At 57.6% G+C, this 19,186-nt stretch carries 23 protein-coding genes; 3 read left to right on the forward strand and 20 right to left on the reverse strand.

The features are described 5' to 3' along the window. Positions 1-4 precede the first annotated feature (4 nt). The 18 genes from INHI_RS0112560 to INHI_RS0112645 form a co-directional block, all read right to left on the reverse strand. Positions 5-562 carry a phage tail-collar fiber domain-containing protein gene (locus INHI_RS0112560; RefSeq protein WP_027247864.1) on the reverse strand — a complete coding sequence of 186 codons (558 nt, stop codon included), beginning with the start codon at positions 560-562 and terminating at the stop codon, positions 5-7. Continuing rightward, positions 559-1,278, reverse strand: coding sequence for a phage tail protein I (locus tag INHI_RS20730; RefSeq protein WP_081698722.1), 720 nt, complete (start codon positions 1,276-1,278; stop codon positions 559-561). Before INHI_RS20730 ends, INHI_RS0112560 begins: the two co-directional genes overlap by 4 nt. Then, positions 1,271-2,170 (reverse strand): baseplate assembly protein, encoded by a 900-nt coding sequence (locus INHI_RS0112570; RefSeq protein WP_036767060.1) that lies wholly within the window; start codon positions 2,168-2,170, stop codon positions 1,271-1,273. The genes INHI_RS20730 and INHI_RS0112570 overlap by 8 nt, the downstream gene beginning before the upstream one ends. Next, on the reverse strand, positions 2,170-2,646 hold the full coding sequence (locus INHI_RS0112575) for a GPW/gp25 family protein (protein ID WP_254656876.1): 477 nt from the start codon (positions 2,644-2,646) through the stop codon (positions 2,170-2,172). The genes INHI_RS0112570 and INHI_RS0112575 overlap by 1 nt, the downstream gene beginning before the upstream one ends. Then, positions 2,558-2,848 (reverse strand): PAAR domain-containing protein, encoded by a 291-nt coding sequence (locus tag INHI_RS21410; protein ID WP_027247867.1) that lies wholly within the window; start codon positions 2,846-2,848, stop codon positions 2,558-2,560. Before INHI_RS21410 ends, INHI_RS0112575 begins: the two co-directional genes overlap by 89 nt. Continuing rightward, positions 2,848-3,273 carry a phage baseplate assembly protein V gene (locus tag INHI_RS0112585; RefSeq protein ID WP_027247868.1) on the reverse strand — a complete coding sequence of 142 codons (426 nt, stop codon included), beginning with the start codon at positions 3,271-3,273 and terminating at the stop codon, positions 2,848-2,850. The genes INHI_RS21410 and INHI_RS0112585 overlap by 1 nt, the downstream gene beginning before the upstream one ends. After that, complete coding sequence (locus tag INHI_RS0112590; RefSeq protein ID WP_027247869.1) at positions 3,270-3,803, reverse strand: hypothetical protein; 534 nt, start codon at positions 3,801-3,803, stop codon at positions 3,270-3,272. The genes INHI_RS0112585 and INHI_RS0112590 overlap by 4 nt, the downstream gene beginning before the upstream one ends. A gap of 3 nt (positions 3,804-3,806) precedes the next feature. Continuing rightward, complete coding sequence (locus INHI_RS0112595; RefSeq protein ID WP_027247870.1) at positions 3,807-4,358, reverse strand: hypothetical protein; 552 nt, start codon at positions 4,356-4,358, stop codon at positions 3,807-3,809. Between the two features lie 2 nt (positions 4,359-4,360). Further along, a complete protein-coding gene (locus INHI_RS0112600; RefSeq protein WP_014880212.1) occupies positions 4,361-4,672 on the reverse strand; it encodes a head-tail joining protein in 312 nt (103 codons plus the stop codon). Further along, positions 4,672-4,902: a hypothetical protein gene (locus INHI_RS0112605; protein ID WP_027247871.1), complete on the reverse strand. Its 231-nt coding sequence runs from the start codon at positions 4,900-4,902 to the stop codon at positions 4,672-4,674. The genes INHI_RS0112600 and INHI_RS0112605 overlap by 1 nt, the downstream gene beginning before the upstream one ends. A gap of 74 nt (positions 4,903-4,976) precedes the next feature. Beyond that, positions 4,977-7,064: a phage major capsid protein gene (locus tag INHI_RS0112610; protein WP_254656877.1), complete on the reverse strand. Its 2,088-nt coding sequence runs from the start codon at positions 7,062-7,064 to the stop codon at positions 4,977-4,979. Continuing rightward, positions 7,000-8,526: a phage portal protein gene (locus tag INHI_RS0112615; RefSeq protein WP_027247873.1), complete on the reverse strand. Its 1,527-nt coding sequence runs from the start codon at positions 8,524-8,526 to the stop codon at positions 7,000-7,002. Before INHI_RS0112615 ends, INHI_RS0112610 begins: the two co-directional genes overlap by 65 nt. 65 nt (positions 8,527-8,591) lie before the next feature. Next, the gene (locus tag INHI_RS0112620) at positions 8,592-9,122 is read right to left on the reverse strand and encodes a hypothetical protein (RefSeq protein WP_027247874.1); all 531 of its coding nucleotides are present in this window, start codon (positions 9,120-9,122) and stop codon (positions 8,592-8,594) included. 9 nt (positions 9,123-9,131) lie between these two features. Then, positions 9,132-11,081 (reverse strand): phage terminase large subunit family protein, encoded by a 1,950-nt coding sequence (locus tag INHI_RS0112625; protein ID WP_027247875.1) that lies wholly within the window; start codon positions 11,079-11,081, stop codon positions 9,132-9,134. Beyond that, complete coding sequence (locus tag INHI_RS0112630; RefSeq protein WP_027247876.1) at positions 11,078-11,629, reverse strand: DUF1441 family protein; 552 nt, start codon at positions 11,627-11,629, stop codon at positions 11,078-11,080. The genes INHI_RS0112625 and INHI_RS0112630 overlap by 4 nt, the downstream gene beginning before the upstream one ends. Before the next feature lie 171 nt (positions 11,630-11,800). Continuing rightward, positions 11,801-12,184 carry a bacteriophage spanin2 family protein gene (locus INHI_RS0112635; protein ID WP_027247877.1) on the reverse strand — a complete coding sequence of 128 codons (384 nt, stop codon included), beginning with the start codon at positions 12,182-12,184 and terminating at the stop codon, positions 11,801-11,803. Beyond that, complete coding sequence (locus tag INHI_RS20735; protein ID WP_051338964.1) at positions 12,184-12,912, reverse strand: lysozyme; 729 nt, start codon at positions 12,910-12,912, stop codon at positions 12,184-12,186. Before INHI_RS20735 ends, INHI_RS0112635 begins: the two co-directional genes overlap by 1 nt. Before the next feature lie 41 nt (positions 12,913-12,953). Beyond that, positions 12,954-13,190, reverse strand: coding sequence for a hypothetical protein (locus tag INHI_RS0112645; protein WP_027247879.1), 237 nt, complete (start codon positions 13,188-13,190; stop codon positions 12,954-12,956). A gap of 396 nt (positions 13,191-13,586) precedes the next feature. Between INHI_RS0112645 and INHI_RS0112650 the strand changes: the two genes are divergently transcribed. The 3 genes from INHI_RS0112650 to INHI_RS20515 all read left to right on the forward strand — a co-directional run bounded on the left by INHI_RS0112650 (position 13,587) and on the right by INHI_RS20515 (position 17,265). After that, positions 13,587-15,725 carry a DEAD/DEAH box helicase gene (locus tag INHI_RS0112650; protein WP_027247880.1) on the forward strand — a complete coding sequence of 713 codons (2,139 nt, stop codon included), beginning with the start codon at positions 13,587-13,589 and terminating at the stop codon, positions 15,723-15,725. Further along, complete coding sequence (locus INHI_RS0112655) at positions 15,725-16,396, forward strand: DUF2290 domain-containing protein (protein WP_027247881.1); 672 nt, start codon at positions 15,725-15,727, stop codon at positions 16,394-16,396. Before INHI_RS0112650 ends, INHI_RS0112655 begins: the two co-directional genes overlap by 1 nt. Before the next feature lie 338 nt (positions 16,397-16,734). Beyond that, entirely contained in the window at positions 16,735-17,265 is a 531-nt protein-coding gene (locus INHI_RS20515) for a GNAT family N-acetyltransferase (protein WP_051338965.1), read from the forward strand. Positions 17,266-18,188: 923 nt separating this feature from the next. Here INHI_RS20515 and INHI_RS0112665 read toward each other — a convergent pair. Both INHI_RS0112665 and INHI_RS20520 read right to left on the reverse strand, forming a co-directional pair. Beyond that, positions 18,189-18,755, reverse strand: coding sequence for a hypothetical protein (locus INHI_RS0112665; protein WP_027247882.1), 567 nt, complete (start codon positions 18,753-18,755; stop codon positions 18,189-18,191). 9 nt (positions 18,756-18,764) lie between these two features. Continuing rightward, entirely contained in the window at positions 18,765-19,181 is a 417-nt protein-coding gene (locus tag INHI_RS20520) for a DUF1064 domain-containing protein (RefSeq protein ID WP_027247883.1), read from the reverse strand. Between the last annotated feature and the right edge of the window lie 5 nt (positions 19,182-19,186).

Here is a 19,186-nt window from a genome sequence, read left to right on the forward strand (position 1 = left end):
GGGGTCAGGCTCCTGCGATCATGGCGAGGTGTTCGGTGTCGTTCATTGTTTGGAGCGCGCCTGGATCAAGGGACAGATTAAGATTGCCGGAAAGGTCTCCACCGCCGACCAGACCTGATCCGGTGTCAATGCGACGCTCTTCTGGCACCAGAGACCCCGGTGTAAGAACATTGATATTGAGGTTCTCGAGATCCGAAAAGGCGACCATAATGTCAAAGGTCAGCGCAAAATTCAGCGGCTTAGGCATCGGCACCGGGTAGGTAACAATTGCCAGCATATTGCCCGCGGCATCGAACAACCCCGCCTCACTGATGATATAGGGGCCATCTTGTGCCGCGAAATCATGGCGGAAAAACGCGACGCTGCTGTTGTCCGGATGGATCCCGGAAGCGATCACCGGGGCACGCCCAGTTTCATTCTCAAGCGAGATTTCCCCACCGGTGATTGCACGGGCACCCGTGCCCCAAGCGATCTCGGCAACGTTCAGTGCAGTTCCGTTTGCCAGGGCGGCAGCTTCCAGCTGGCGGCCCTTATTCGTCAGAAAGCCATAGGGTTCGCTCATGCTGGCGCCTCCAATATTGGTGAATAGATGTATCCTCGGCCACTGGCAGTAATGCCGTAATGCCGAAAGGCCGTAATATCCGGGGCATCGGGTATGCTGACGCTATTCCCAAGACGGGCTTTGATGATGACCGGGGCGGCCCGGCCATAGGTTTGCAGTGCGACCGGCGGTGCATCTGGTATACGCGCAGTGTTGAAGGTGGCCCCTTTTGCGGTCGTGAACGCACCACAATAAACTGGGGCTGGGCCGGTCACCCTCGCATGTGCAGTGTAGTGACTGCGTACCGGTTTGGCCGCATCGATCGCGCGCCGCAGTTTTACCAGTTCGGCGGGTAGATCAGCACCGTTGCGCAGCATCGCCCGCAGATCCAACCATACTTTGAAGGTGTAAGGCGCTGATCCATCTTCGAACCATTCAATGATCTCTGCAGGCGTGCCGATGGCCTGCAAAGCACGCTTCACTGCACCAACGGTTCCCTTGCGGCGATGAACCTGCACGGACTGTCGAACAACGTCGCGCTTGGCGGCCTCACTCCAAGATGGGTCCCATTCGTCGACTGAAAACGCAAACGCAAGCCAGGGCAGAAATTCAACAGGGCACGTATCCGGGTCCCAGATTGCCCGCAACGGCACCGGCGGCAAAAGGCCTGCGCGGATCACGGCCTCGAGCGCGCGCTCTTCGACCGTTGCATTATGAGGAAGCAAGCTTTCAGACACCGGATCCCCCAACGGTTACGCTGATCCCGGTGCAAAAGGCCGCGCCGTCATTGCCAATCACGATATCCGCTGCTGGACTTGTGAGCGTCACGTTTTGAACGCCCGGCTGGTGCAGCGCAGCGTAGATGCCTGACAATGTCACATCCCGCCCCAGTCGATGCTGCGTGGCGGCATAAGATATAGCCGCCTCTTGAGCCGCGCTGCGTGCCACCTCACTATCTGGCCCTGGCAACACAGTGAGGCTGGCATCAATAGAATATGGGGTAATAGCGGCGCTCTGGACAGTCACCATATCGGCAAGCGGTCGCACGTCGTCGGCGCTCAACACCTCGAGCGTGGATGCCTGCAGTTCCGGGCTTGCAGCACCATCGGCGACGCGCGTCAGGATCGTGACAAGCACCTCGCCCGGCGCCGGGCTTTCGACGCTTGCGTCGGCAATATCGGGGTGAGCGCTCAGAGCGTGGAAGATATAGGATCCTGCAGAGCCTGCGGTCGTAAGCCCCTCAAAAGCGACCAGCATTCGGCGCCGGAAATCATCATCACTTTCGAGAACCGCCGGGGCTGGCGGCAATGCCTCTGGATTACCCGGATCAATCACCTGTCGTGCAACCCCGTAACGGGCCGCGATATTGTCCAGATCCGCACCATTTGCTGTCGCGGGCATGACCGCCCGACCTGCATCGTTGATCTGCTGCAGCGTCAGAGTTTGGAAAAACGCGGCAAGCTCAACCAGTTTGAATGCCGGGTCACTTTCAACCAGCGCATCAAAGGCCGGGGCCCGCGCGCGCAACTCACCCAGCATGGCTGATAATGCTGCCTCATAATCGACAGACTGAACCAGATCCGGCGCTGGCAACAGCGACATATCGATGGCAGAGAATCCACCAGCCATCAGCGCACCTCAATGCCGTCGAGTGTTACCGGCTCACCGGTCGGCAAGTATTGGCCCTGGATGGACACAATGACCCCGCCCGGCTCAGGCATATCAACTGCAACCTGATCCAGCTGCAGCCGCGGCTCCCATGTTTCAAGCGCCTCATAGGTCGCCGCCATCATCTCAAGGCGGGTCGCATCATTCATCGGGGCGTCCACCAAGCGATATAGCCGACTGCCATAGTCGCGCCGCATCACGCGGGTGCCGATGGGAGTGGTCAGGATATCGCGCACGGACTGGCGCAGATGAGCCAGACCCGAAAGCGGTTTTCCCGTGGATGCGTTGATGCCGTTCATGTCGCCATGATGGCGCAGACCGTGACACCCGGTCCTCTGGCGATTTTCCCTACCCCCCGGCGAATACATCCCCGGAACCGCTCGCGACAGCTGACCCACAATCGACAGGATCACCAATCCGGCCCAGCTGTTTGCCATTTGCATATACCGTACTGGACCCTGCTCCAAGACTGCCGCCGTGGCACACGGGTTGTGGATCACAATGCACCGCCCAGGCGTCGCCCTGCCTATGCCCGGCGATACCATTGATGAAGACTGACCCACTGCCGCCGGTGCTGGCGCGCGGCGGAAAGGCACCATGGCCGGTGCAGCTGTCACCTTTTCTGGTCACGCCCGGCATCAGTTCAGATCGATCCGAACGCCGTTGATGGAAACGCCGTCCGCATCAAGCACCACCGTCGACCCGTTGCACGCCAGGGTGATGGCATCGGCGGTGATGGTAATCGATGAGCCTGCGATCTTCACACGGTGCGTGGCTTCATTGGTTCCGGGACCCGGGTTATTGCTGCTGAACACGGATCCAAGAATGACGCCCTGCGCCGTATCTCCGGATTCGGACAGGATGACGACTTGTTCGCCAATACTGACCGGCGCCCAGATCGAGATCTCTGCGGCCCGCTCTGCCATCCACGCCAGCCAGTCACTCTCGCTTTCACCGCCAAAGGACACTTTTGCCCGGGCCCGCCCCGTGTCCACCGCAGTAACAACGCCAAACCGGACTATGCCTTCCCGAACCTGCTCGTTTCGCGCAACTGAATAACTCATGAATTGCCCCCAAGTTCGCTGTAATCACCTTCCTGACCCGGCCCAATTTTCGGCGCGTAGCCGATCATCACGCGATCCGGTGTGACTCCCTCGCCGGTCCATACACTTTGCCCCAGATCGATTTGCTGGTCCCACTCGACGGCCCAGACCTCGTATTTGTCCAACTCAGGAGAAAAGGCATCTGGCCCGATATAGGTGACCTGGGCCGGGCCCATTTGCATGCTCCAGCGGTTTTGATGCACCAACACCCCCAACGCTGCGGCAAATTTGCGGATCTCTCGTTTCACATTCTCGGTGCGGAAACTCATGATGATGCGCGCAACCCATTTGGATACGACCGCCAGCTGTTCCGTGCCCGGGTCGCTATCTGGATCCGCCTCCATGTCCACCAACTCGATCAGTATGGCAGGGGCCATCAGATCTTTGCGATCTGTGTCATAGTCCTCGACAGTCGACACCGTCGGGAAGTTATCGGCAATTTCGAGCTTTACCGCATCGTGAAACTTATCGAGATCGATAGATCGCGTCATGCTTTATCCTTTGCCGATGCCATAGAGAGTACGAGCCCGAACCTCGGCTCGGAACACCTTGAAAAAGACCTCTTCGAAATCGTCAAGAACCTGGTCTTCAATGTAAGTTTGGGCCTTATCATTGACCGGCATGACTTCCTCTTTGATTGGCCAAGCCCTATGTCCCGCCCGGCGCATGATGGTCTGCTTTCCTTTCCTGTTACGTCCAACAAACGCACCTGGGAAATCCTGCCCCGCAAACCTCGCACCAGACGCTGTTCTCGAAGCCCGGCCTTTAAAAGCTGAGACACGCATATCATTCAGGCCGAACCACATTCGAACCTCACCGAGGTCATAGGCCCCACGCTTGTAACGGAACCCGTAAAGGCGCTTCCTGATCTCGGCCGCATTTCTCAGCTCAAGCTCGGTTCGCAGTTCCTTGCGCGCGCGAGTCTTTATGGCCTGCGCTGTCCGTTTCAAAGCTCTGGAAAATGAAGCTCGCAGAACATCCTTATCCGCATCAAATTCGTCGGCGATTCTACGCAGCTCGCTCTCATCGATTTCGAAAGGCAGCATACTTATTCTCGCGCGAGGGCTAGAACCGCCATGCCGGTGCCGTCCTCTTGCGGATTGCTCAGCAGGTAGTAGTTCTGGCCATTGATGGTGACCTGGTCGCGTTCACGCAGATCGACCACGTCCGCCGCCTTGCAAGTGAGCCGGGGCTGCGTGGCGTCTACCTCGTATTCGCCCAGCTGTGCGTTGAAATACGGCTCGTCGAATACCCCCTTGATCTGACGCGGAACGCCTCCCCGCGGCGTGACGGTCGCCTCGATGGCGAAATCGTCAACCTGCAGGAAGGCGTCCAGATCATCCCAGGCGGGCGAAACCATCAGCTGCCTTTACCGGGATCTTGCTGGGGCGCGGCAGGTTTGCTGTTTGCAGCCTTCTTGGCAGGCGCCTGACGCCCGGTGCCCTCTTCAATCTTGCCGCGCTTGATCAGCCCATGAGCTTCTGTTTTCGTCAGCGACACTTTCATTCCGGGTTTCTGGATCTTGCCACCCCAGATAAACGCGCTCGCGACCTTGTAATCGGACTTCTGGGCCTTGGTTTGTTTTTCCATCTTCTCACATCCTTTCAGGGAGCATTCAGGCCCCGGCCCTATGAGGGCCAAGGCACAGGATTTGTTCGCAGTCGTTAGCTGGCGTCGGTGCCGTAGCAGAGGCCCGCAGGATGGCGCAGAACGTAGTCAGCATCCTGCATCGCAACCAGACGCAGGCGACCACGGCGGCTGTGCGTATAGGGGTCGACAGTGAGATCCAGGCCACCCCACATGCCAACAAGCACATTCCCAAAGTCGCCGTGGAATACATCACCATTCTTGACCTGGTTGGTGACTTCGCCGCGATACCCGTTGACGGTGTTGTCGCTTTCCCAGATCGGCGCCCCGTTGGTGCCAGTAAACTTCTGTTTGCTCTTGAAGTGACCGCGCATCTTGGCGTTCTGGACGTAGGCCATGCGGTCAACATCCGCATTGGCGGCCGCAATCTCGCTTTCCATCTGAATGACGTCGTCCCACGTCGGCATCGCCGCGCCACCACCGGAACCCGCGCCGCCAAAGTCGACCACATTCACACCATTGGTGTTGGCGATCCCCAGGGGCTGATCATCCGTGCCGGTACCGTAGAACCCCGCAAAGTCCAGCGATGTCGCAAGTGCGAGCGCCAAATCACTGCGGACCAGTGCCTCGATATCCATGCTGGTCTGTTTCAACGTGCGGCGCGTGATTTCGGAATAGGCGGCCACGGTCTTTGGCGAGAACTGACGTTGGCCAAGGCTCAGGATATCCTCGGCGGCCTCGCCATCTTCGCCAATCCAGTAGCCAGTCGCGCCACCTTCCTGCGTCGGGATATCGGGATTGCCGACCAGCCCCATAAGAGGCGTCGCAAGGCGCAGCAGGATCGTGCGAACCCGCAGCATCTGAATAAAGCTCTGGCTCAGCAGCGGGTTTGCAATCGCATTGCCGCCAGTATCGCCAGCCCCGACGCCACCGGTGCCGGTGTTGAGCGGGGCACGCATCAGAACATTCATCGGAACCATGATGCCCTGTGCATCCCGGCCTTGCGCTTCAGCGGCGGCGTCGGAGGCTTCGAATTCGAACGCCGCGGCTTCCTGGGCCGCCCGGTCTGTCGGATTGGCCAGCGCACGGATTGCACGCAGGAAAGAAAATTGATCGGCCTCGTCATCCGTCATACCGATATCGGAACGGTCCATGATCTGACGGTGATTGGTGCTGCGCTGGTGCAGATGGTCCAGCAGTCGGGCGTTCATATCCTCGACACCTTGACCGCTGCGGATCAATTCCAACGCCAGATCCTCTGCATCATACTGACTGCCAATCTCGGTCAGTTCGCGCACCCGGGTTGCTTCCTGCTCGCGCCCGCGTTGCAGCAGGGCCGCATCACCTGCACCTGCCCGTTCAAGCATTTCCACGACTTCGACAATATTGCCGTTATCGTCAACTTTTGCCCGGACAAGATTGCCCTCATTGTCGCGGGTGATGATGGTTTTCATCTCAAATTCCCTTTGCTGATTACCTGCGGCCTCGTTGCCCGCGCCTGTTTCATTCTCTGCAATCTGCCCGGTATCGTCCCCCGTCACCTCTGGCAGATTTTCTCCGGAACGCCCGACGCCCACGGTCTGATCTGCAGGGACTGCAACCATTGAAACTTCAAAAGGAGCCCAGCGGGTGACGGTCACCAGATTGGCCTGGCCGTCCCGTTTTTCTTCTTTGATCTCGCTGACGGAGTAACCAACCGACACGTGGCTGCGGATACCGTCCACCACGTCTTGAAAGATCTCATCGGCCCGCGCGCTGCGACTGAACCGAACGACAGCACGGCCAACCTGATCGGCATCGATCCGGGACGACACAATGACGCCGACCTGGTCGCGCCAATTGTGGTCCATCAAAAGCGCGCCACCATTGTTCAGCCGCTCAAGATCGACCGCTCCTGGTCCATGGGAAAGGACTTCCTCACCGAACCACCGCATGACCGGCGTCGTGGACGAAAACGCGAGCTCAACTGTGCGCGCCCCTTCGTCAATGGTGACAACCTCGGCCACCCGCTGCAGGCCCTGGCCTCCGCCACGCTGCCCAGCGTTGATCTGTTCAGGTGTCAGCGACCGCGTCAGGGATTTCCCGATCAGGTCACTCGGCTTACGCACTGTCGTTTCCTCCGCCTGCAACGGTTTCATCGGAGTCGGTTTCGACTGCTGGGACACTTGGGGACCCTCCTTTTGATTTCGCGGTGATCAGCGCTGCTATGACTTCGGGCGGGATGCCTTCGTCTTTCATCGCCTGAATGTCCTCGGCAAATTCGCGATACACATCACGCGGGTTGCGGCCCCGCTCGCGGATCACTTGGCCGCGGGACTTGAACAGGTTGTCGACCGCATCCGCGTCGGCCTTCACATCCTTGGAAGGGTCCATCCAATCCCACCGGCGGGCATGGAAAATGGCATCGAGGTATTTGGACAGGTGGCGAGGTGACAACGCCGCGCCGTTGCCCAAAGTGATCTTTCCGGCAACCAGCGAATACTCGAGCCATTTCTCAAAAACCTCTGAGACAAAGCTCTCGATCAGGCTTTCCTGGAGCTCTTTCCAGCGGTCCCGCTCAGCCTGCATGCCATGGCGCATGCTCGACAGGTTCACGCCCTCGAGGTCATTGGCGAGATCGTTGTAAGCCGCCCCCAGCCCAGAGGCGACGCCGCGCAGGTTGTGCTTAGAAAACACGGCCATTTCACCATTGGGATACGGGCTCTCAACCCGTTTGAGACGCTGGCCTTGCAGCATCTCATGATAGATCCCCTCTTCACTGCTGAGCTCTACCTCTGCAGCCTCGCCGTCATCATCATCGCTTTCAGGCTCTGGCCCGAAACCTTCATCCCACTCAATCACGCCCAGCTTGTTCGCGCTCTCGCGCGCATTGGTCAGCGCCGCGCGCTCGAATTGATCCAGTTGACGCATCCGCAGAAGTGCCGTTGCCATCCAGGGCAACCCCCGCTTTTGCCCGATCAGATCCTCTTCGAACCAGTGAATGATCTGATCCGCAGGCACCCGAATGAAGGCGCGGCCTGCATGGGAATAGTCAGACTGCGACACATCGAGCGTGTGGAAGTAGTAATAAACCGGCCGCCCCATTTTGGTGTACTCGATGCCCGCCCGGATAAAACGACCATTGGGACGGCGGTCCTCATCGAAATCGACGGGGCAGTTGACCGGATCGAGGATCTGCAGCCCATAGCCCCAAGGCCCCGCGTCTCGGCCATAGACGTGACGTACCATGAATTCGCCATCGCTCGGCAGCCCGTTAACCAGTGTTTTCTGGATCTGCAGGAAGGATCTAACCCCCTTCACATCGCAGTTCTTGGCCTTGCTCCACGTCTTAAACGCCGCCTCAATTGCGCGGTTTGCATCTGCATCAGGCTTACCATCAGCACCTTGCACCTGAGCCTGCAGGATGAACCCTTTTTGACCGATGACATTGCGGCGCACGCTGCGCTGAAACGCCTTGCCATAACTGTTGTTCACCAGCTGTTCACGGGAGCGAGCAACCAGCGCGCGCCAGTTCCGGCGCACAATCTGATCAGCAGGAAGCGGTGACGTTGACCAACCAGACGTAACCCGATCCGCCTGCGCTGCCTGATACAATCGCGCGCCGCGTCGACGCGCTGGCGCAATCATGGGCGGCGCTCCCCGCTGCACCTCATCGGCGACTGTTGCTGGAGAACGGCGGAACCATTTTCCGATCATGGCATGCGCACCTTGATTGTGCGGCCCATGCCCCGGCGCTTACGGCTCGCACTCTTCGATGCCAGCTCTGCCCGATAGCGGGAACGCAGCTTCAACAGCTCATTCAGTGGCGTCCGCTGCAGGGACCGGTTGTTGATTTGGTAGCTCTGCTGATCGATGCTGGCCCGGTTTTCGATCACGGCCTCAATCGCATCGAGCACCTTGCGCACGTGGTCACGATTGTCGACACCAGCACCCTGCGCCGAAAGATCCGGCGCGATCCGCAGCTCGCCCACCTCGACCGTGATCACGTCTGAACCATCGGCCACCCGTAGTTCATAGCGGTAGTGACCGGGCAACCAACCGGCAGTCTCGCTGGCCGCTGCATGTAGGTTGTGATTTTCGCCGTCACTATCCGCCACCAGATCAATCTGGCTGGCGCCGCGCATGATCAGCGAAAGTCCCCATTCCGTCGCAGGGTAGACCGGCAGGCATACAGTCGCCCGAAAGGTAACCCCTGCCCCGATTTCAGCTGGTAGTGCGCCCACGTTTTTGCCCTATTCAAGGTTATGGCGCCGCCTGCGTTTTCGTCGGTTCGTCCGTCGGCGCTTTGGGCCACTGTCGGAGTTTGCGGGCAATGTATCCTCTGGCATATTTTCCGGCGCCTCGCTTTGCGGTGCCTGATCAAGGTCTTGATCCTCGCCCCCCTGAACCTCCAAAGCCGTCAACAAGCGCTTTATGTTGGGTCGCAAGATGCTGAGTGCGGCATAAGCGTAGACGCGGCAATCAAAGGCCTCGTTTCGCGGACGCACCTTCTGCCATTCCCGCATCGGGAAGCCTTTCAGATATTTGGTACGCAACGTCTCCGCCGTGAACATGTCATACCAGGCAGGATCTCGAGTTACCGGGAAGTGACAATGACCGGGGCCCGGGGCCGGGATCCGCGCCAGCTGAGCCACCACAACTTTGGCCTCATCCACACCAATCGAATGGAGCCATACCGGGCGCACGCCGCGCTGACGGATCTTGCTGGGTTGGGTCACGATGGGGCGACCCCAGCCCCCAACGCCTTTCACAGCAAAGATTTTGCGGCCCAGCCGCTCGCGCGCGTAATCATAGGCGGCCTGCGTCCGCCCGCCCTCGCCGCCGGTGTCCAGACAGGCGGCAGAGATCCGTAACTCTGCCCCGCTCTCATGGGTCCAGGTTTCCGCGAGCACCTCGTCCAGTTCATCCCAGACGTCCCCCTGCAGCGGATCGCCCCACAGGACCTTGTAATCGACAGACCACGACTCTTCGCCCAACCCCCAAGCCACGATTTCGACTTCCAGCCGGTCATTCTGCATGTCGATCCCGGCGGTCAAAACCCCAGCGCCCATTGGCACCGGTGCACGGAATTCCTCCGCGCGCGCCATCAGAACTGATGATTCCAGCTGGTCGCCTGCCTCTTCCCACGTTTCGGCCAGCGACACGTTCACAAACGTCTGAAGATCCCCGGCAGCGCGTTTGTCCAGGAATGACTGCACAACGTCTTTCAGATACCGAAAGCAGCTGTAGAGCTCCGACAGATGATAAGAGGCATGGCCGCGAAACGGCTTCTTTGCGATCCACCCGCCGCCTTGGTCTTCTGCATTGCGGATCGCGGCGCACCGCTCGGCATCATTCCAAGCAGTGTGGCAACCCGCACCTTCGCAAAGATAGGTAGCGGTTTCTGGCAGGTGCTGCCCGTCGTCGTCTTTACACCAAGAAACCTGAGACCATTTCAGCGTCTGTTTATGGCTGCAATGAGGGCAAACAACGTGGAAGTGTCGCTGATCCCCCTCAAGAAAGGCGGTTTCAATCCAGCTCTCGCCCTTGATGGTCGGGGTGCTGATCTCCAACAGGAGTTTCTGATCGCCGAAGGTCGCAGCCCGTTGCCACAGAAGGCCAACCGGATGGCCCTCACCGGTTCGATCATAGCCGTCTGTTTCGTCGCAGACGATGAATGGCGCCGACCGGCCACGCATGGTCTTGGGCGATCCTGACCAGCTGAACATCAAGAACCCGCCGGGGTAGCTTTTCATCCGCTGGTTATTCACACCGTCGCGGCCACGTGGTTTTGCCAGAACGTTCTGCAATCCCTCGTTGGCCTCAACCATTGGATTGAACTTGGTTTCCAGCCACGTGGTAAGGTCGCCCTGGCTAGGCTGCATCATCATCTGCGAAACAGGGTTGAAACCAATCCGGTAGGCCTGCGCGGCAAGCGCAGTCTGCGTCTTCCCAACCTGCGCGCCCCACATCAACGTGATGCGATCGCACCGCGAGTTGGCGGTCATGTCGATCACTTCACGCTGATACGGCGCATTGTCAAAGCGCATCGGTCCCGGCACGGCATTGCCGACCGGGATCTTGATATTTGCCTCCGCCCAATCTGAGGGTTTCAGATCCGGTGGCGGCCGGAGAAATTCACGCGCGCGCCGGGTTGCCTGAACCACCGCGCGTGCATTGGAGAAATCAGCCCGGGCGTTCACTCACCGTCCGCCCCCTCGCCCTCATCGTCTGCAAGCGCGATATCCGACTCCTCAACCAGATCCCGATCTGCAAGCGCCTCGAGTACGTGGTCGACCTCCTCCCGCAACACATCCTTGAACCTGGTTTCGTCGCTCTCGCCCATCAGTCGACGCGCGGCCCGTTGCGGCAGGACGTTGCGCAGACCCGCCCGCACCTCACCAAAAGCCTTCGTCAGGGCCCGTTCATATTGCTCGACCGGCACAACCTGTTCCTTGGCTTTCGCTAGGTCCAGTTCCGCCTGCTCTGTTTCCGCCGCCAACTTGCGCAGCAGCAACTCGCTCTTTGACGCATTTCCGGTGTGGCTTGTCTGGGCCCGAATATCGTCATCGCGCCAGCTGCGCACATCCGCCGTATTGAAGATCCACGCCCGACCGCGAGCCCCATGCTGAATGACAGGGCAGCCGCGGCTCACCCAGTCGTCAACCGTTGGCATGGACACGCCGTTGATTTCAGCCAGTTCGGTCCGGTTTACATTCCGCCCACGTGATTTTTTATTTTTTACAGACACTTAACGCCTCGCGAGAAAAAACCGGGCAGTCGCCCAAACCTGCCGCCACTTTACATTTCGGATCTGGATTGCTGTTTTATTTCAAACGCTTGGGCGATCTATATAATAAACAACCCTATACCCCAGCCGCACCCACACATAAATTTCTGCGCATATGCATACCCACAGGCCTTACCCCCCAGAGAGGGACCCGCGAAAAGGTCTGGCGATCAGAGCGACGAACGCGGCGCCGATCTGTTGTGGTGTCGGCAGCAGCCAGCCAATCAGAGCCACCAGCAGCAACCACGCTGGCGGATCTTCTCGCAGGATCACGGTCTCAACGCGCTCAGTTCTGAGCTGAGTATCTCCGGAACTCTGTTCGATATTGCGGGCTTGCGTGTCATCGATCCGCTGATCCTGCAGCGTGGTTTGCCCAACGGTCTGGGCATTGGTACTGCCCGCCTGAACATTGGCGGCCACATTGGGACCACCTGCAATCGCACCGGCGATAATCCCCGCCCCCTTGGCACAGGATGCCAGAACAACGCAGAGCATCAGCAGCGAGAGAGTGCGCATTACGTGAACCCCTGCAGGCAGAGTGTTGCTTTGCTATCGGCCCGTCGGTTCGACAGGCCACGCACGTGCTTGCCGCCCGCAATCACCCAACGTCGTAGTTCGTCACACGCGAGGCGATAATTGCCCGCATTGGCCAGACGCATCATCGTGGACCGACACACCGGACGTGATCCCACATTGAAGGCCAGTTCGAGCATTGATGCCTGAACCCCAGCCGGAATATCCGGATTTGTCATGCAGGCCGCGATTTCGGAATAGAAAGCCTGGACATCCTGTTCGAGCCGGTCGACGCATTCGCCCATGGTTGCCGTATCACCCAACCGCACACCATGCGTATCGCCGAAACAAATGGTCGGCACGCCGACAATATCGCGGTAGGCCTCAAGCCTGACACCTTCCCATTTCGCGATGAATGGCGTGGCCAAGGCAATGACCAGCGCGCCCGCTCCCACCTGTTTGACAAACCGGGTACCCACCGCCCCCGATGTATCACGTCGGAATTCGGACAGCAGGTCGGTAAATCCAACCTGGGCGATCAGGCGCGCGGGAATAGCAAGGGCATTGATCACCATCGAAACTGCCGCGAAAATCACCGGGTCGATACCCAGCAAGCCAGGAGACAAAAGCGAGAGGAAAACAGGGACGGCTGACACCAGGCACGCGATTGCGATCAGACGAATTGACCACGCCCCTTTAAGCGTTTGCTTCCAGTTTTTAATGAGCTGCATGGCAAAGATCTCCTTTCACCCCAAGCGGGGCATTGCCCCGGTTATCTGCGGTGAAGGAATTCGCGGATCTCGCGAACATCCGTTCTGACGTCGGAAAGGGCCTCGCGATCCTCGTCACGCTGCTTATCGCGCGCCTCGAGCGATTGCTGCAGGATCTCAATCTGCTTTTGATTGGTGAAAATCCGACGGACAAGCCAGACAGCACCCGACGCCGCCGCGGTCATTGCTGTCACTGCAATGCCGGTTGATGCCTGCTCTATGCGTTCGATAAGCGTCATGCGCGCGACCCTCTGCCCTTTTTGGACAGGATCGCGCGTTTACGGGGCTGTCACCTCTGGCGGATTTTCTGAACGACCAAAGCCGACACGACTTTCGCTATGGGCCGTTTGGCGCAGATAGTAACCTTTGCAAAGTCGGGGTGATCGGGCGCACTTGTTAACCCGATCGGCCCTGAGCCGACTTTCACGCCAGGCGCGGCTGGTGACCGGTCCCGGCAGCATGCTATTGATGGCGACGGGGGATCTGTTGCGCAACAGCGAAAAGGCGATCAAGATACGTAGGTCGCACGCCGTGCCGAAACTGCGCCACAAGGCGCAGTGGTCTCTAGGCGGGCTGCCAAATTGATGAAATAAGACGCTACTAAATATATACTGGCTAACTCACTAGGACTCCCAATGGAAATCATCCGAGGCACAACACAGAAGCCTGCAACGTCCGAGCTCCTCGCTGCAGTTACTACCGATGCCTTCGGCTCCGAAGACGGCGTCCTTTACATCGGCTATCCGATTTTATCCTCCGCGGATGGCCGAGAAACGATCGACGCGCTATGGATATCCAAGGATCGAGGCCTGATCGCAATTCAAATGATAGAAGGTCGTGAGGTAGGAAACTTTGAAGAAAGCCAGGATGAATTAGCCAGTTTGCTTGAGGCAAAATTATTGCCTCATCGCGTCCTCAAGGCTGGTCGCCATCTGAAGTCTCCACCCAGGACGATTACGTTCGCACCTCTCGCTACCGAATTATATACCGATGACAATTATATCCTGGCAAACAAAGAAACGATAATTGAGGCGATCAAGGGGATCGAGTGGACGACACCCGAACTCTACGAGCCAAGTCTTTCTATAATTCAATCGATCTCGACAATTCGAAAGACTTTGTCACCTCGAAAGATTACCAGAGAGCAATCACATGGGAGCGCACTTAAAGCTCTTGAGGATTCAATCGCAAACCTAGACTCTAGGCAGAGCCAAGCCGTCATTGAAACGGTTGATGGAGTGCAACGTATCCGTGGGCTCGCAGGTTCCGGAAAAACTATTATCCTTGCACTGAAGGCCGCATATCTCCACGCTCAAAATCCTCACTGGAAGATCGCTGTTACTTTCAACACACGATCTCTCAAAAATCACTTCAACCACCTCATTGACACGTTTGTCCGAGACCAAACCGGATCAAGGCCTAACGAGAACCTTCAGGTCATAAACGCATGGGGTGCGCCCGGTGGTGCGACACGAACTGGTATCTATTATCAGTTCTGCGCCGAAAATGGTGCGACCTATTTTGACTTCAGGAGTGCGAAGGCAAAGTATGGTTTCGATGGAGCTTTTCGAGGTGTGGTGGAGGCCGCACTCAACGAAGTCCCGCATCCGCGCAAGCTCTTTGACGCAATATTGGTCGATGAGGCGCAAGACTTTGATCCCGCCTTTCTGAGAATGTGTTACGCTTCTCTAGATGAAAAGCGACGTCTCGTTTTTGCCTACGATGAGCTTCAATCACTTACAGAGAGCAGTCTTCCTCCTGTAGAGGAAATCTTTGGCCTTCGGGAAGATGGAACCGCTGAAGTTGCATTGCCGCTCAATGCAGATGGCTCCTCGAGTCATGATATTATTCTAGAAAAATGCTACCGCAACTCACGCCCTATCTTGACCACCGCCCACGCACTAGGGTTTGGCATTTACCGCGATGTTGATCCGAAATTGGGAACTGGCCTTGTTCAAATGTTTGATCGGCCTGAACTTTGGGAGGAGGTTGGGTATGAGGTCGAGGCAGGAGCACTGCGTGATAATCACCAAGTGACGCTCGTTCGCCCCACTCGTTCCAGCCCCGAATTCTTGGAGGCGCCAGGTCAAGTTGAACCCCTATTGCAGAAAATACAATTTCCATCTGAACTTGATCAGGCTCAGTGGGTAGCATCCCAGATAGAAAAAAATCTGCGTGAAGATGATCTTCGGCCAGAGGACATCATTGTCATCAACCCGAATCCACTGACTACGAACAGGCAAGTCGGCCCGATCCGAAAAATTCTCTTTGAAAGAGGGATCCAAAGCCACGTTGCCGGTGTCGATACGGACTCAGATATTTTCTTCAAGCCAGAAGAGGGTTCCGTCGCCTTCACCGGAATTTTTCGAGCTAAAGGAAACGAGGCGGGTATGGTTTATATCGTGAACGCCCAAGATTGCTTTGAATCGTTTAGCGGTGTGGGGCGCGTGAGGAACCAGCTTTTCACGGCCATCACGCGAAGTAAGGCATGGGTTAAGATACTCGGACATGGGCCAAACATGGCTAAGCTTACAGAAGAAATTGAAAAAATTGAGGCGAACGACTTTAAGTTGAACTTCAAGTATCCGGATGCTCCACTTCGGAAAAAATTGCGGGTTGTAAATAGAGATCGCAGCGCAGATGAGCAACGTGCTCTCAGGAGGAGTAAAAGCTCCTTGTCTGATATGGCGGCCGACCTGGCCGCGGGTAGACTCCAGCCGGAAGACTTCTCGAAAGAAGATATCGACCTGCTCAAGAAACTTCTTGGCCCGTAATGAATTATGCGAAGGCTGTGGAGGCCGAAATCTCACACATTACTTCTAAACTTGTAGAAGTGGGACTTTGCGCAGATCAGAACTGGCCGAGCGTGCGTACTGCGAACCACGAGGACGGCCAGATTGCTATTGTCGGAATTGACGCAGTCGACAGCCTCTCTTTCGCTTTGAAGAATGTCGAGTATCAGGAGACTTACGAAGAACTCAAGCGGCGTCGATGCTACAATTTCTCAATGGTCGACGGCGGCCTCGTGCAGCTCATGTATCGTTTCCAGAAAAATGCATTGATCTCTCACACTGTGGGTTTCTGGCCGTCGCCTGACTTATTAGACTTTCAGAACAATGCCGAAGTCTACCAGGAAGATGTTTTGTATTCTGAAGTTATTGAGAGGAACATAATCGTAGCGCCGCTGCGCATCGACTTTGATCCACAAAACTTTAGGGAATACCATCACCCACGCACTCACTTAACAATAGGGCAGTTTAAGAACTGCAGAATTCCAGTCTCTGCTCCATTCACTCCTTATCAATTCATGAACCTGGTTCTACGAGCATTTTACAATACGGCATTCAATTCATACTGCGCCACCTTGACGCCGAAAGCTCCCCATTTTGAAGAGTGCATAACTGCTTTCGAGCAGTCCCTTCCACACCTCCGTTCTTGCGTTTGACCCAGAAGGCATCCACTTGACCGCGGCATGCGTTGGGGAAGTCGGTTTTGAGAGAAAGCTGCCGTTCGTGCTTTGCGCAGCGAACGGCAGCTCTCCGCCCCACTTGCCTGGACGGTCCAGTGCTGCCGGTGCACAGATCACGTCCGCTTCGGGCTGGCTGGCGTCCTCTGAGGACCGGGAACATGTGCGCGCACGCTGCAACTCTGCTGGTGCATCGCCGCAAGGCAGCAATGAGCCCTTAGCCGTCATTAGGGTGTCATGACGTGGCGCTAAGTGGCATTGGTTGAAAACTGTTCGGCCTGCAACGGATTGTTGCGGCCCTTTCTTTGAGACCTGAAATGCAACCAGTCCACCTTCAAACAGAACGTCTGACGTTTCGTATGCCGAATGCTTCGGATCTTATTCCCTACACTTCGTATTGCCTAAGTGATCGGTCCGGGTTCGTTGGTGGACCGTTCGACAGCGTTCAGGCTTTTGAGAAGCTGGCGGCCATGGTCGGGCACTGGGAGCTTCGAGGCTTTGGCCGACTTATATTCACTGATCGTAGCACCGGTCGAGCGTTGGGGCATGTTGGTGCTTTGCACCTCAACGAAGGCGAAGTTCCCGAGTTTACTTGGACCATCTGGTCAAGTGATGACGAGAGGAAAGGCTACGCCACCGAAGCTTGCAGGGCCTATCTGGATCATGCGCGCAACGGGCTGGGTTTGTCCGCCATGATCGCCCGCATAGTGCAGGATAATCTCCCGTCGCGGAGATTGGCGGAGCGTATCGGAGGTATTCAGAACATGAATGCCTTGCCACCGAAGTGGCTCGCGAATTCAGTCACCTATGATTTTGCGATGCAAACCAGAGAGTCCTCAGCGTCCTAAATTCTACGAGCGGCAGCTTCGTCCCGCATCACGTCCGTTCGATGATGGTTGGTGGCTGCACTTGCGGCGAAGGTCTGCTCCATCCGTTGCTCGTGCAGCATGGGACCGCCGTCCGGCTGGCAGATTTCACGACTTTGCAAAGGTCTCTATCTGCGCATCTCTAACCTTCGAGCGGGGTGCAGCATCGTCCTGGCCAGCTGAGCTAGCCTGAAGGTCCGCTCTCGGGAAGTCTGGCGGGATCCTTCGCGTCTGCAGCGAGGGCGTCGCAGGCCTCGTGCGAATGTCCGAATTGGGCTGACTGGCGCCATCCGGGTTCGAGTCCCAGGGGCGGATTTGCCGTGCGTCAGCAATAGCACCTCCGCAAGGCAGCTTTGAGGCCAAACTACCTCATGCTGAACCACGAGCGAACGTCAGATGTCTACCGCAGGCAGTTTCGCTTCTCTCGCAGCTTGACGCACCCTAAATGTTCCCTATTTGTTCGAAACATGTGGACCATGCGAAAAACGGTAATCGGCAGCGTAGTCGGCGAAAATGATTGGGTGATCACTTGGAACGGCCGTTCGGTGGGCCGGATAAGTCTGGATGCCTTTCCATATAATGGCTCCAAGCCCTGGACATGGGCGACATGGGTCCATCCAGCAGAGCACGGTCGGGTAGACACTATGGAAGAGGCCAGAGAGAAAGTGCGAAAGGTAGTATTGCGCGTGTTGGCCAACGAAGAATAACGCCGCTCCAATTCTAGACCTCTATCGAACCGTATCCGTGCGGAGAACATCTTCCAGACACTCTACAGCAGACCGTGGCGCGCCACAGCTGGGGCACCGGTCTTGGCTGGATGCTGTCCCGCAATAGGCGCACCGAATTGGTACACTCAGCGGCTTTTCAGTCGGTTGTCGCGGCCCCCAAGACATTACCCCTCCCCCCTACACCAACCGCGGCGCCCAGTAGTCCGCCAGATCCAGCAGGTTTGCGACCGTCTTGCGCTCGACCCCGAGCTCTGAGGCGATCTCGGCCTGATCCGCACCCTGCCCTGCCATTTTGATCACTACGTCGGCCAGATAGGCTTTTCTCAGACCGTGGCAGCTGGGCAATTCCAGAACGCTGTTTGCATGGCTGAAACTCAGCGCCTGTGCAGCCTCCCAGCCGATCAGGGAAACGATCCGGTGATCTTCCGGCATGTCGCTTGGAATGTAGAGGTGACGCCGCCAGCGGCGCGTGCCGCGCTGACGTGTGCCCTCCACCAGCTTGACCGCATTTTCACGGCCTACAACTTCCGCAATCTCCTGTACCAACTCAGGCAGGGGAACCTTGCAGCCGCGACCGGCTGCGAATTGCGCCAAGGGGAAGCGAACAACGTCCGGCATCTGGAGTTGCTGCGCCACGACTGCCGGTGATGCGCGCGACGGTGCAGATCGCCCAGCGCGTTGCGCTTGGTCGAGCAGTTTGCGCATATTCGCAAGTTCGTGTTTCAGATCGTCTTCAACACCCATACCCTGCCCTCACCCCTTCGCACGGGTGATCAGCAGTTCAATGCCCTGAGCCGCGAGTACTGACTTCACCAGTTTGAATTTGTCGGTCTCATGCCCCTTGCGATCCTCAACGACAGTGACGCCCAGCGCGTTGTCGACGTAGACGAAATCAGCCCGGTAAACCCGCTGCTGGTTGCCGCTGTCGGTCATGATCGGGCCATCCCGGCCGATGAGAGGGATCGGGGCTTGCCGACGCAGACCACAGATCGCACCGCTCGCCTGCAACAGTTTCAGCTCTTCCCAGCGATCCGCCTCAGTCTTGCTGTCGTGGGTGATGCCGTCAGCGGTCGTGGTGCGCTTTGTGCCGCGCACCCGGCGTCTGTCTTCCCCCTGCCCCTCCGCAGCGCGCTGGGCGGCCTTGTAGTCTGCAGCTGTCATGCGTTCCATGTGTC

Source organism: Phaeobacter inhibens DSM 16374, assembly GCF_000473105.1.
Taxonomy (GTDB): domain Bacteria; phylum Pseudomonadota; class Alphaproteobacteria; order Rhodobacterales; family Rhodobacteraceae; genus Phaeobacter; species Phaeobacter inhibens.

Excerpts from the sequence above, each read along its gene's own strand:
- INHI_RS0112600 (WP_014880212.1), bottom strand. The coding sequence starts at position 4,672 with ATGGTTTCGCCCGCCTGGGATGATCTGGACGCCTTCCTGCAGGTTGAC.
- INHI_RS20515 (WP_051338965.1), top strand. The coding sequence starts at position 16,735 with ATGCAACCAGTCCACCTTCAAACAGAACGTCTGACGTTTCGTATGCCG.
- INHI_RS0112655 (WP_027247881.1), top strand. The coding sequence starts at position 15,725 with ATGAATTATGCGAAGGCTGTGGAGGCCGAAATCTCACACATTACTTCT.
- INHI_RS20520 (WP_027247883.1), bottom strand. The coding sequence starts at position 19,181 with ATGGAACGCATGACAGCTGCAGACTACAAGGCCGCCCAGCGCGCTGCG.
- INHI_RS0112590 (WP_027247869.1), bottom strand. The coding sequence starts at position 3,803 with ATGACGCGATCTATCGATCTCGATAAGTTTCACGATGCGGTAAAGCTC.
- INHI_RS20735 (WP_051338964.1), bottom strand. The coding sequence starts at position 12,912 with ATGCAGCTCATTAAAAACTGGAAGCAAACGCTTAAAGGGGCGTGGTCA.
- INHI_RS0112650 (WP_027247880.1), top strand. The coding sequence starts at position 13,587 with ATGGAAATCATCCGAGGCACAACACAGAAGCCTGCAACGTCCGAGCTC.
- INHI_RS0112570 (WP_036767060.1), bottom strand. The coding sequence starts at position 2,170 with ATGGCTGGTGGATTCTCTGCCATCGATATGTCGCTGTTGCCAGCGCCG.
- INHI_RS0112615 (WP_027247873.1), bottom strand. The coding sequence starts at position 8,526 with ATGATTGCGCCAGCGCGTCGACGCGGCGCGCGATTGTATCAGGCAGCG.
- INHI_RS0112645 (WP_027247879.1), bottom strand. The coding sequence starts at position 13,190 with ATGACGCTTATCGAACGCATAGAGCAGGCATCAACCGGCATTGCAGTG.
- INHI_RS0112635 (WP_027247877.1), bottom strand. The coding sequence starts at position 12,184 with ATGCGCACTCTCTCGCTGCTGATGCTCTGCGTTGTTCTGGCATCCTGT.
- INHI_RS0112665 (WP_027247882.1), bottom strand. The coding sequence starts at position 18,755 with ATGGGTGTTGAAGACGATCTGAAACACGAACTTGCGAATATGCGCAAA.
- INHI_RS0112560 (WP_027247864.1), bottom strand. The coding sequence starts at position 562 with ATGAGCGAACCCTATGGCTTTCTGACGAATAAGGGCCGCCAGCTGGAA.
- INHI_RS0112575 (WP_254656876.1), bottom strand. The coding sequence starts at position 2,646 with ATGGCAAACAGCTGGGCCGGATTGGTGATCCTGTCGATTGTGGGTCAG.
- INHI_RS0112605 (WP_027247871.1), bottom strand. The coding sequence starts at position 4,902 with ATGGAAAAACAAACCAAGGCCCAGAAGTCCGATTACAAGGTCGCGAGC.
- INHI_RS0112585 (WP_027247868.1), bottom strand. The coding sequence starts at position 3,273 with ATGAGTTATTCAGTTGCGCGAAACGAGCAGGTTCGGGAAGGCATAGTC.
- INHI_RS21410 (WP_027247867.1), bottom strand. The coding sequence starts at position 2,848 with ATGCCGGGCGTGACCAGAAAAGGTGACAGCTGCACCGGCCATGGTGCC.
- INHI_RS0112595 (WP_027247870.1), bottom strand. The coding sequence starts at position 4,358 with ATGCTGCCTTTCGAAATCGATGAGAGCGAGCTGCGTAGAATCGCCGAC.